We start from the raw sequence: 12,378 nt of genomic DNA on the forward strand, positions 1-12,378 counted from the left end.
TTTCAAGTTTAATTCAATAGAATACTGGAAAACATTTTATTTTTTTATTATTTATAACCAATAATTTAAATATTATAAAAGCTCATATTTATTTAATTATATAAATAAAAAGAAGAAGCATCTGCTTCTTCCTTGTTTAATATTTAATTTAATATATGAACTGTTACATATCTTGATCCCCAGTTATTTACTTCTGAATCACTATTAAAATATAAATCTATTATATTACCTTTTATAGCTCCACCAGTATCGTGAGCTATAGCATATCCATACCCCTCTACATACACTCTAGTACCTAAAGGTATTACACTAGGGTCAACTGCTATTGAGCTATATCCATTAGGGTCTCTAATAGCCATATTACCAGATGCTGTTTTACCAAATCCAGCACTACCTGGATGTTTCCCTGTATCTGCGTATGAAGACGTATATGCTGTTGCTCTCATACTAAGAGTTCTTCCAATATTTCCACTAGGTTTTTTTAAGCTGGAAGATACACTGCTTCCTCTTGAAAGACTAGAAGATTGCTTTGAAGCTCTTGAAGCTGCTGCCTCTTTTGTTTTCTTTTCTAATTCCTGTTTTAAATTACTTAAAGCTACCTCTTGTTTTGATTTTTCATTTTTCAAACTAGATAATTTTTTCTCATTTTCAGATTTTAATGCCATAACTTTTTTATTTTTTTCATTTATAGCAACTTTTTTACTTTCTAGTTTTTCTTGTTCTTCTTTTAATCCTTTTATAATCTTCTTATCAAAGTTCATTACTTTAGATACGGATTCTATTCTTTCTACAAGATCACTTAATCCTTTAGATTCAAGTATTATACTAGCATAACTGTCTACTCCGCTTATATATATAGCTCTTGCTCTTTTCCCAAATAATTCCTGTTTAGATTTCATTTCCTCTTTTGATTTACCTATTTGTTTTTCTAAATCTTCAATTTGAGCTTTTGATTTTTGTATTTCTGATTCATTAGCTTGTATTTTTTCGTTAACACCTTGTATACTATTGTTCATATCAAGAATTGTACTTTCAAGCTCTCTAGTCTTGTCGTTTCCTTGTCCATTACTTGGGCTAGCTATAGCAGTTGAGTTTACAGAAAAAAACAAACCTAATGCTACTACAACCGACAACACCTTTTTATTCATTTAGAAACTCCTCCTCCAAATTTTCAAAAATAAAATTAAATTAAAATAAATTAAATATTGATTTATATAAATCTTTTATTAATACCTTTTAAAACTAATAACATAAAAAATTAAAATTATTATTTATATCATATCACAGAATTTTTCTAAATTCTTTTTTATGTTTAATTATTATATCACCAAATAAAAATTCTCATAAATACCCTTAATACTTATCCTATTATTTTTTTTAAATATGTTTCATACTTTTTTATAGATATGTTTATTTACAAGAATTTATAAGCTAAAAAAAGAATGCAATTTTATTTAATTGCATTCATATTTTCAATTGTACATGCTATCTTTATGTCGCTAGAAATAAATTTATACCATTTTTTGAATTCTGTCAAGTTTCTATAAACTTTTTTATTTCATCAGTTACTAATTTTTATTTTTCATTCCTTGTTTACTAACTATTTTACCTGCATTTCCTGTATCCATATATCCTGTTTTAGAATTTTTGCTATTATTACTATTACTTTTAGCACTTTCATTTTCTGATTTAATATTATTGTTTTTCATATCAAAACTCACCTCTTTTAATTTTTTATACTTTCCTATAACTTATTGTTCTACTATTTTTTAATATTATAAGCAAGATAATATTTTAACAAATATATATTTAAAACCATATATTAGATACTTAATATATTCTCAAAAAGATACACAAAAGCATGTAATCATTATCAATCCTAATTTAAATACTACATCTTCAAAACTTAATAAATTTATTTGAATGTGCCTTCTTATACTATCTTTTTTCTTATGCTTATAAAAACTAAGTTACCAAATTAAATATCCTTATTTTTAACTTAAGCAATAACAAAGTTATAATTTACTATATAATAAAAAAAATCGACTAAATATATAGCCGATCTTTTTTGTAAAAATTTTTATATTTCCTTGTTATACAAGAAAGTTTTTAGTTATATTTGTATTAAATATTTTGTTTTATACAACCATCTACAATATTTTTAATTAAAAGAGTAGTAGTTACACTTCCAACACCTCTTGGAACTGGAGTTATAGCTTTCACTTTTCCATAAACAGAATCATAATCTATATCTCCACATAGTTTACCATTATCATCAACATTTATACTTACATCTATAACTACAGAGTCTTTAGAAAAATATTCTTCATCTATCATCTTAGCTTTACCTACTGCTGTTACTACTATATCAGCATTTTTAGTTATAGAAGATAGTTTTTTAGTCTTTGAATGGCATATAGTAACTGTAGCATTATGAGATAAAAGCATCATAGAGAGTGGTTTACCAACTACCATACTTCTATTTATTATAACTACATTACTTCCTTCTAAATTAATATTATAGTATTTTAACATTTCTACTACTGCTTCTGCTGTACATGGCATAAATCCATCTAATTTACCTTCAAATATTTTTTCTAAATTTAATGGATTCATACAATCTATATCTTTCTTTGCGCTTATTGATGAATTTATAAGCTCTTGATCTAAATGTTTAGGAAATGGTCTAAATACCAAAATACCATTAACTTCTGTATCTTTATTTAATTTATCTATTAAATTTAGCATTTCATTTTGAGAAACACTTTTTTCTAACTTATAAGTTTCAGTATTAACTCCTAAATTTGTGCAATTCTTTATTATACTTTTCTCATAAGCTATATCATCACTTTTTTCTCCAATTCTAATTATAGCTACTTTAGGAATTATATTCTTTTTCTTTAGGTTTTCTATATTCTTTTTCATATCTTCTTTTAAGTTTAAAGCTACATTTTTTCCATATAATATTTCTGACATTTACTTTCCTCCTGTTATTAAACCTTCTACATATTTATATGTCCTATCTGCTCTAGGAGCATATTCTAAAACTATTTCATTTATTTCTTTTTCTAATTTAGTTTTAAATTCTAAATCTTTAATCATAGTAGTATTTATAAGTACATTTAATTTTGCCCCTTCTAGGCAAGACTTACAAAACAAAACTCCTACACCTACATCACTTATAGCTATTCTCGTTCCTATTTTTGATAATCTTTCATGTAACTTAATTGCATCTTTTGCACATTTTGCTACCTCTAAAGGTACTAAACTAGCTTTTTTTAATGCTTCTTCCATTATTTTTTCTTTATATAACTTTTCTTCTTCAGTATTTTTAGAGAGACCATAGGCTTTTGACAAAGGATAAAAAACTTTTTCATCTTCTTCTACAAGATTCTCTAATCTTTCTATAAGATGCTCTCCTGCTTTTAAAATTTCTTTCACTTCTTCTTCTACATCTTTATACTTTTTCTTACCTACTGTAAGATTACCTACCATATTTAAAAGAGCTGTGCCTAGGGCCCCTACATAAGCACAAGCACCACCGCCACCAGGAACTGGTGATTTAGATGCTAATTCTGATGTGAAATTTTTGCAAGTTCTATTCATTTAAATAACCTCCTTATCTAACATATTATCATTTTAAGACACATTGAAATAAATAACTAGTTATCCTGCTAGTTATTTTTAAAAACACTTTTTGTAACTTTTCTTTAGAATTAATAATTTAATTCCATAGCTTTAACTAAATTAGTCAATGTGTCATTTACTTTTGTATTTATTGAAAATCTCTTTCCTTCTTTAACAACTGCACCATTAATAACATCTATTTCTGTTTTCTTTTTATTTAAAATATCTTGGAGCATAGAAGATTTGTTTTTAGAAGTTTTTATTGCAACTTCTTTTACCTTATTTATTGCTTCTTTATATTCAAAACTAAATCCTTTAGCCCTTCCAACTTCTACTGCTTCTTTTATTGCCTCTTCCATTAGTTTTATAGTATTTTCTGAATCTAAAAGTTCACCATTTTTTAAATTTAATATTGAAGTTAATGCATTTATTCCTACATTTATAATAAGTTTACTCCATACAAGTTTTAAAACATCTTGTGATATATATGTATTGAATCCAGCTTGATTAAATACTTTTAAAATATTATTTATTTTATCATTTTGTTCTTTTCTTTTTTCCTCTAAGCCTATATATGTATTTCCTCTTCCAGCATGTACTACATACCCTAAATCAAGTTTAGTACTACCTTCTGATGTAGTCCCTACAATAATATTATTAGAATTTATATATTTTTTTAATATATCTAAATTACCATATCCATTTTGAAGAGTTAAAACAAAAGTTTCTTTACTTATTATATGTAAATTCTCTAAAACAGCTTTTTCCGTATCCTTAGATTTAACAAAAACAATAATTAAGTCTAATTTATTTATATTAGAAGAATTTGATATAGCTTCTGGATATGTTATTATTTCTTCATTATTTTTTTTTATCAATATTCCACAATTATTTATCTTATCTTTTTCTTCTTTACTATGACATAAAATATATACTTTGTTATCCCCCCTTGATAAATATCCTGCATATAAACATCCCATAGCACCTGCACCTATAACAGCTATATTCATATATATCCCCCTTTTAATACACCTATTATACGATTTTTAATTTATATTATATCAATAATATGACACTTTTCATAGATAAATATTATGACTTTAAATATTTAAGAAAAAGAATTGAAAATTTAGTTCCATAACCTCTTTCACTTTCTACTTCTATAAATCCTCCTTGACCTTCTATTATAGATTTGCTAAGTGCAAGACCTATACCTACAGAATCACTTTTCTTGCTTCTTTTGCCCTTATAAAATCTTTTAAAAATATTAGGTAAATCCTCTTCATAGATTCCTTCTCCATTATCTTCTATTATAACTTTATAATAAATAGGAGAATCTACTATACTTATATTTATATATCCTCCTTTATCAGTATGTTCTATACCATTTTTTATTAAATTTATAAAAGCTTCTGTTAACCATTCTTTATCATGATTCATCTTAATTTTATTTCTTCCATTAAAAATTATTTCTACATTATTTTTTAAAGATTTAGTAGATAAAGTTTCTATACTTTCTTTTATAGTATCATTTAAACAATTATTTTCTTTTTTAAAAATTATAGCTCCTGAATCTAATTTAGCAAGTTTAAGAAGACTTTTTATAAGCCACTCCATTCTTTCAAGCTGATTCTTACTTTTTAATAAAAATATATTTTTTTCTTTTTCATTTATATCTTTACTCATTATTATTTCATTAAAAACTATTAAAGATGAAAGAGGTGTTTTTAATTGATGTGAAATATCGGAAAGCAAATTTACTAAAAAAGTTTTTTCCTTTTTTAAATCTAAAATATTATTTCTTATAATATCTCTCATATTACTAAAAGTATTAAATAATTTTGAAAACTCCCCTTCTCTATTAGTATATAAATGCTTGTCGTAATTATTTTCTAGCATATACTTTGATCCTAAAGTTATCTTTGAAATATCTTTATATATACTGTTATACTGAATATAATTTAGATAAAATAAAACTATAAACATAAATAAACTAATAATCCAAATATATATCTTTGTTTTAGTTAAATCATTTTTTAATTCTGGTAAAAATTCTATGTTTAAATTTTCATTATATCCATACCTTGAAAGTGTTTTTATACCTATCTCTTTATCCTTTTCTGTTATTCCCTTTGTAACTAAAGGGATTATTTCTTCTTTAAGTTCTGGATGTTTATTTATTATACTACCAACTATAGCTGAATTATTTTTTATAGAACTATTCTTTATAGTATTAAATCCATAGTCCAACACTATAGTTGACATTAATATAAAAGCACTACAAATCAATACAATAGCTAAAGAACTATTTTTAAGTTCTGGATTATAAAATTTATCTACCATTTTCTATTACTCCTTTACAACATCTTTGTTCCATTTATACCCAATACCTCTTTGATTAACTATATATTCAGGTTTTTTTGAGTCTGTTTCTATTTTTTCTCTAAGTCTTTTTATATAAACATATAAAGTATTGTCATCCATAAATATTCCATCTTCATTTTCTAATAGCTTATTAAATATAGTATCTCTACTTAAAACAATATTAGCATTATTCATAAATATAAGAAGTAATCTATACTCTTGTGCTGTTAATTGAATACTCTCACCAAATTTAATTAATGACGCATTAGCAGTATTTAATACAATATCACCACTTTTAAGTATCTTACCTAGTTCTTTGTTATTACTACTCTTACTTGCCCTTCTAAGTATAGCTTTTATTCTAGAAGTTAATTCTCTTACTCTAAAAGGTTTAGTTATGTAATCATCTCCACCTATTTCTAACCCTAAAACTACATTAACTTCATCATCACAAGCAGTTAAAAATATTATTGGTATATCACTTTCTTTTCTAACTTCTTTACATACATCGAATCCATTACCGTCTGGAAGAGTAACATCTAGTATTAATAAATCAAATTTTTCTTTATTAAATGTCTTTTTAAAATCTTCTACATAAGAAGTTTTAATCACATCAAATCCTTCTTTTTTTAAAGTAAACTCTATTCCTAAAGCTAAAGCTTCATCATCTTCTAATAATAAAATTTTGCTCATAAACACACCGCCTACCAAAAATTTGAATATACTTTACTTAAATTATACAATATAAAAAGTATGTAGGTAAATTGAATTTACATTTACCTACATATAATAGTTATTTTATATTTGTCATTAAATATTTATTATAAATATTTAAACTCTCTTTTAAAAGTTAAATTCTATGTTTTTGCTTATTCTCCCCTCATACTTTCTATTATATTTTCTTTAGTTAGTTTTTTTAGTGGTATAAGTGTAGATAAATATCCTATAATTATAGATCCTAAAGTTGCTATAATTATAATATCTATATATATCTTAAAGGCAAATCCAGACACTCTCATCATTTGGCTATACAATAAATAAGATCCTAAGTTACCTAGTATACACCCATATATAGAGCTTATAACTCCATATAAAATTCCTTCTAAAGATATCATTCTTTTTATATTTTTCATACTCATTCCTATAGCTCTAAGGGAAGCAAATTCTTTTTTCCTCAATATCAAATTTGTATTTATTGTGTTTATTATATTAATACTTCCTATTAAAGTTATAACAACTACAAATCCATACATAAGTATAAGAATTTGAATAGAACTACTATTTTGCTCTCTTAACTGTTGTATATTATTTATCAGTCTACCATTTGTTTCTTTTTCTAATAATTTATTTAAATTTTTACTTACCTTTTTTTCATCTTTTTTATTCTTTAACCTTAACCCTATACTTTTAGTTTTAAATTCATCTTTTATATAATCATTATCTTTGATTAAATTATTTAAAACATCCTTTGTAGTAACTACACTAACAGGCATTGAGTGCTTTCCAAAAGGATCATCATCTACTATAGCAAGAATTTTAACTTTAGATAAATCTTTTTCACTATATTTATCTTTTTTTATCTCTTCACTTTCCCCATTTTTTGATTTTTTATATTTCAAATTAGAATCTACATATATATAGTCTCCAACTTTAAAATCTACTACTGAAGTATTATAAGATTTTTTTTCTTTTTCGCTATACAAAGAATAATTTCTTACTAATATAACACCATTTTCTTTATTTAATTTATCTTTATCTATTTCTCCTTCTTTTACATAGTTTTTTGAAAGTTTTAATTTATTATCATCATATCCTTGAAAAAATATAAATGTCTTAACTTTCTCTTTTCCATCTAAAGTAACTTTTTCTTTAAAAGAATTTGGATCTATTTTTTTAGCTAAACTATTAATATCACTATACTCTACTATACTATTCATATTTACAGGATTATAATTTATATATATATCCTTAATTCCATCTACTTTTTTTAAATCTTTACTTATCTTATTTAAAGATTCTTCTTTCAACTTTTTAGGAAAATTAATAGTAAAATCCATCTTACTACTTTCATTAACATTAGGAGTAAAATTTTCTCCCATCCTAGCCATACTAGAAAAAATTATAAATATAGTTATACTAATTGTCATAGAAAAAACTGTTATATTAAATCTTTTTTTATTTCTTTTTATATTTCTATATGCCATAATCAAATCAATTTTTCTAAGTAGTTTACTAACAAAAAAACTTATTTTATTTATTTTTACCTTTTTTATATAATTTCCATTATTTACAGCTACTAAAGGAGGTACCTTACCTGCTGATCTAGCTGGTAATAATGCAGATATATATACAGAAAATACCCCTACTAAAGAACTTATAAAGTAAACAATTGGTGGAGTTTTTAAAACACTAATAGCTAATGTCATTGTGTCTTTACTCATTGATGAATTTAATTGATTAAATACCATTCCTACTATAAGCATAGCAATTATACCAAGTATAAGACCTAATGGTATCCCAATAAGAACCATAAAGGTAGCTTCTCTTAAAACTATATTCTTTATTTGTTTTGGAGTTGTACCTATTGCTCTTAATAATCCGAGCTCTTTCATTCTTTGCATAATACTTATCTGAAAAGAATTATATATTACTGCAATAGTTGCAATAATTATAATAGTTATAACTATTATTGCTATAGTAGTAATAGCATTATTAACAGTTTCATTACCAGAAGCCCCAAGTAAAGCTAATAAATGCTCATTTGTAGAAAACTTATCTTTTGAAACTAATTTTCTAAGTTCAGAAATAGTTTCTTTCAAGTTTGCTTTTTCTGATATCTCAATAAAAGCATTTTTACTTCCATCTATAAAATCTACATCTTTAACTAAGGCCATACTTACATTGTTCTCTTGACCTTTTATGGTATTTAACAATAATCCTGTTAATTTCAAAGTTTTTGTTTCACCATTTTCAAGTTTAAAATCTATATTATCTCCAATTTTCACTTCATCTTTAGAATAATCCTGTAGTGCCCATCCTTCTATAGCTACTTCATTTTTTTTAGATGGCAACTTACCTTTTTCCACTTTAACTGGAGCAATTTTCATTCCTGTTTTATTCATTTTTACAAAGGATAATTTAGAATTATTTTTTAGTATTGCTTTATCTTTTGATTGTTGCATTATACCTATGTTTTTTACCTTAGGGTTAGATTTTAAATCATTTATTAATTTATCATTTGTATTTTTAAACATAACATGAAAAGATCCATAATTTTTTTTGTTTTGCTCAATTAAATTATTTTGCATACCCTTTAAAAATATTCCTACTGTAGTTATTAAAGCTACAGATAATACTACGCCTAATATAGTAAATACAGTTCTTTTTTTATTCTCTTTTAAATACTTTTCAGTTAAATTTTTATAATGTTTCAATCTAATCACCTCCCCCTATTTTAATGTCTTGTCATCTTTTATAGACCCATCTTCTATAGTAATTACCCTGTCAGCTTGCTTTGCTATTCTTATATCATGAGTTATTACTATAAGTGTTTGATTATATTTTTTAGAAGATATCTTTAAAAGCTCTATAACTTCCCTGCTAGATTTACTATCTAAATTACCTGTTGGTTCATCTGCAAGTATTATTACTGGCTTATTAGCCAAAGCCCTTGCTATAGCAACTCTTTGTTGTTGTCCACCGGAAAGTTCTGAAGGTAAATGCTTTCTTCTCTCTTTTAATCCTAAAAGATTTATTATTTCATCTACATATTCCTTATCAATATTTTCATTATCTAAAAGTACTGGTAGTTCTATATTTTCCTCTACATTTAATACAGGAATTAAATTAAAAAATTGAAATATAAATCCTACTTTTCTTCTTCTAAATATGGATAAATTACTTTCATTTAACTTATATATATCCTCTTCATCTACAAAAACTTTACCTTTAGTAGGTCTATCTAACCCTCCAAGCAAATGAAGTAATGTACTTTTACCAGATCCTGAAGCTCCAATTATAGCTATAAACTCTCCTCTATTTATGTTTATATTCACTTTTTTCAATGCTTCAACTTTGTTATTTTCTTTTCCATAAATTTTATAAAGATCCTCTGTTCTTAATATCTCCATAATACCCCTCCTAAATATTTATACTAAAACCATTAAAATAAATTATCTACTGTTTATATTTCATATATTACCCCTTTATTCTTACTAACAGCCTAAAAGGACTCTTACAGTTTAGTAAGAATTATTTAAAACTATTGAAAAGCTCAAACTATATGTATCATATTGAGATACACCCAAAATAATAAGCATATATTATAAAAACATTCAACTAAGCTTAAAAGTACAACTCTATATTTCAAGCTTAAAAATCTTTCTAATAATATATGCTTAACTATATTTATACTAAATATTTTATACTATCTATCAATAGTTTACCCTAATCCCTTTATAAAAAACACAAACTATTTTTAGCCTAACATTTCATTTAACACATTATAAACTCCATCTTCATTATTAGTCTTAGCTATAAAATTAGCCTTTCCTTTTACCTCTTCTGGAGCATTTCCCATAGCATAACTATGATGGGCCATTTTAAACATTGACAAATCATTATAATAATCTCCAAAAACCATAGTATTTTCTTTTTCTATCTTAAATTTTTCTTGAAGTATTTTTATGGCATTTCCTTTACTTGTACTTTTTTTCATTATATCTATCCAATTATCTCCTGATTGAACAAACTGAAGTCTATGATCTAAGTTTTCTTTTAAAAACTCTAAAATTTCATTATTAACTCCATCTTTCATATGATAAGTAATTTTATATATTGGTGCTTTAATTTCACTAAAAGATTTTAATATTACAGCTGGAACATGAAAATATGAAAAAGTATTTAACATATGCTCAGTTGGACTAACTATATATGCTTCACTTTCTCCTGAAAGAAATAGTTCTTCTCCTAAATTAGGATTTAATTTTACTGCATGATCTAAAAGTTCTTTAGAAATTTCATCACTATATAATGTCTTTCCACCTTTATTATATTTAACGAAAGCCCCATTATGAGCTATAAATATCATATCTTCTTTTACTTTTTCAAAATTTCTACTAAGCTGACAGTAAAATCTTCCACTGGCTGCTGCAAATTTTATATTATTACTTTTTAATTTATTAATTAAACTAAATACATTTTCATTTATAGTTCCCTTATCATTTAATAAAGTTCCATCCATATCTGTTGCTATAAGTTTTACCAATATAGTTTCCTCCCTTAATAAACATTCCAAAGTAATAATACCATAAACATATTTATATAGAAAACTTAAAATTTAAAAGAATTTAATAAAATTCCCAAGAAACTCTTGTTTTTCTTTAAAAATTTTCTTTATAAATAAACTCACAGCAAATATCTCAAACTACCTATATACTTTCCAATTGCAATATATGTATAAAAAATTGTCTTTATATTTAGCAAACATTTCTCCATTCATTTTATTCATAATTCCTTTTGCTATAGATAACCCCAGCCCCGTACTTTTAAATTTACTTTCCCTATATTTATTTCCTCTATAAAATCTATCAAATATTATATTAGCATCCCCATTTTCAAAAACCCCTTTTAAATTTGGTGCAGAATTTGCAGTATATAATATTGCATCATCATTATTTTTCTCTAAATTCACAAAAACTTTTTCTTTCCCATACCTTGTTATATTAGTAATTAAATTAGAAAGTACTCTTTTTACTGCTAATTCATCACCTAAAATAAAAATACTTTCTTTAGGTAATTTTATTTTAGGAACTATCCCCTTTTGTGTAAATTCATTATAAAACTCTGTCATAACATTGCATAAAATATTATTTAAATTTAATTTTTTTAATTCCATATAATAATCTGGCGACTCTATTACTGAAAGCTCAAAAAAATCATTTAAAAGTAAATTTAAATATTTTGACCTATTATAGGCTATATGAAGATATTCCTTCTGCTTTTCTTTTTCAATTTTTCCTACTTTTGCTATTTGAATATATCCCATAATAGACGTAAGAGGCGTTCTTAAATCATGAGATATATTTGCAATATCTTTTTTCAACTTTTCTTCGGATTTTTGCTTTTCTATAATATTTTTAATATGTAGATCAATATGCTTATTAATATTTAATGCTAAATTTTCCACTTCTTTATCAAAGAGAGAAATATCTATCTTTTTTCTAGAATTAAAATTATTATATTCTTCTAATTGTATAGAGATATTTTTTATTTCTTTTTTTATAAAATATAATCGGGCAAGTAAAAACACAATAATACATAATGATATTATTAATAATAATAAAATTTTACTCACCCCTTTAATTTACAGTAATTATAAAAATTTAT

General features: G+C 24.5%; 11 protein-coding genes. All 11 read right to left on the reverse strand.

The window, feature by feature from the left end:
• Window positions 1–143 precede the first annotated feature (143 nt).
• Window positions 144–1,148 (reverse strand): 3D domain-containing protein, encoded by a 1,005-nt coding sequence (locus tag ABDZ71_RS07195; protein WP_343760330.1) that lies wholly within the window; start codon window positions 1,146–1,148, stop codon window positions 144–146.
• Window positions 1,149–1,568: 420 nt separating this feature from the next.
• Complete coding sequence (locus ABDZ71_RS07200) at window positions 1,569–1,709, reverse strand: hypothetical protein (protein WP_343760332.1); 141 nt, start codon at window positions 1,707–1,709, stop codon at window positions 1,569–1,571.
• A 415-nt stretch (window positions 1,710–2,124) separates the two neighbouring features.
• Window positions 2,125–2,976, reverse strand: coding sequence for a bifunctional 5,10-methylenetetrahydrofolate dehydrogenase/5,10-methenyltetrahydrofolate cyclohydrolase (locus ABDZ71_RS07205; protein WP_343760333.1), 852 nt, complete (start codon window positions 2,974–2,976; stop codon window positions 2,125–2,127).
• Window positions 2,977–3,606, reverse strand: a complete 630-nt coding sequence (locus tag ABDZ71_RS07210; protein WP_343760335.1) for a cyclodeaminase/cyclohydrolase family protein — start codon at window positions 3,604–3,606, stop codon at window positions 2,977–2,979.
• 110 nt (window positions 3,607–3,716) lie between these two features.
• The gene (locus ABDZ71_RS07215; protein WP_343760336.1) at window positions 3,717–4,637 is read right to left on the reverse strand and encodes a ketopantoate reductase family protein; all 921 of its coding nucleotides are present in this window, start codon (window positions 4,635–4,637) and stop codon (window positions 3,717–3,719) included.
• An 82-nt stretch (window positions 4,638–4,719) separates the two neighbouring features.
• On the reverse strand, window positions 4,720–5,970 hold the full coding sequence (locus ABDZ71_RS07220; protein ID WP_343760337.1) for a sensor histidine kinase: 1,251 nt from the start codon (window positions 5,968–5,970) through the stop codon (window positions 4,720–4,722).
• Window positions 5,971–5,976: 6 nt separating this feature from the next.
• Window positions 5,977–6,684, reverse strand: a complete 708-nt coding sequence (locus tag ABDZ71_RS07225; RefSeq protein ID WP_343760339.1) for a response regulator transcription factor — start codon at window positions 6,682–6,684, stop codon at window positions 5,977–5,979.
• A 176-nt stretch (window positions 6,685–6,860) separates the two neighbouring features.
• Complete coding sequence (locus ABDZ71_RS07230) at window positions 6,861–9,425, reverse strand: ABC transporter permease (RefSeq protein ID WP_343760340.1); 2,565 nt, start codon at window positions 9,423–9,425, stop codon at window positions 6,861–6,863.
• 15 nt (window positions 9,426–9,440) lie between these two features.
• A complete protein-coding gene (locus tag ABDZ71_RS07235; protein ID WP_343760342.1) occupies window positions 9,441–10,121 on the reverse strand; it encodes an ABC transporter ATP-binding protein in 681 nt (226 codons plus the stop codon).
• Window positions 10,122–10,468: 347 nt separating this feature from the next.
• Window positions 10,469–11,257, reverse strand: coding sequence for an HAD family hydrolase (locus ABDZ71_RS07240; RefSeq protein ID WP_343760343.1), 789 nt, complete (start codon window positions 11,255–11,257; stop codon window positions 10,469–10,471).
• 159 nt (window positions 11,258–11,416) lie between these two features.
• The gene (locus ABDZ71_RS07245) at window positions 11,417–12,346 is read right to left on the reverse strand and encodes a sensor histidine kinase (protein WP_343760344.1); all 930 of its coding nucleotides are present in this window, start codon (window positions 12,344–12,346) and stop codon (window positions 11,417–11,419) included.
• Window positions 12,347–12,378: the final 32 nt, after the last annotated feature.

Origin of the sequence: Clostridium oceanicum (genome assembly GCF_039521385.1) — a bacterium.
GTDB classification, from domain to species: domain Bacteria; phylum Bacillota; class Clostridia; order Clostridiales; family Clostridiaceae; genus Clostridium_F; species Clostridium_F oceanicum.

Coding starts and splice junctions, on each gene's coding strand:
- ABDZ71_RS07205 (WP_343760333.1), bottom strand. CDS start 2,976: ATGTCAGAAATATTATATGGAAAAAATGTAGCTTTAAACTTAAAAGAA.
- ABDZ71_RS07235 (WP_343760342.1), bottom strand. CDS start 10,121: ATGGAGATATTAAGAACAGAGGATCTTTATAAAATTTATGGAAAAGAA.
- ABDZ71_RS07210 (WP_343760335.1), bottom strand. CDS start 3,606: ATGAATAGAACTTGCAAAAATTTCACATCAGAATTAGCATCTAAATCA.
- ABDZ71_RS07200 (WP_343760332.1), bottom strand. CDS start 1,709: ATGAAAAACAATAATATTAAATCAGAAAATGAAAGTGCTAAAAGTAAT.
- ABDZ71_RS07220 (WP_343760337.1), bottom strand. CDS start 5,970: ATGGTAGATAAATTTTATAATCCAGAACTTAAAAATAGTTCTTTAGCT.
- ABDZ71_RS07215 (WP_343760336.1), bottom strand. CDS start 4,637: ATGAATATAGCTGTTATAGGTGCAGGTGCTATGGGATGTTTATATGCA.
- ABDZ71_RS07225 (WP_343760339.1), bottom strand. CDS start 6,684: ATGAGCAAAATTTTATTATTAGAAGATGATGAAGCTTTAGCTTTAGGA.
- ABDZ71_RS07195 (WP_343760330.1), bottom strand. CDS start 1,148: ATGAATAAAAAGGTGTTGTCGGTTGTAGTAGCATTAGGTTTGTTTTTT.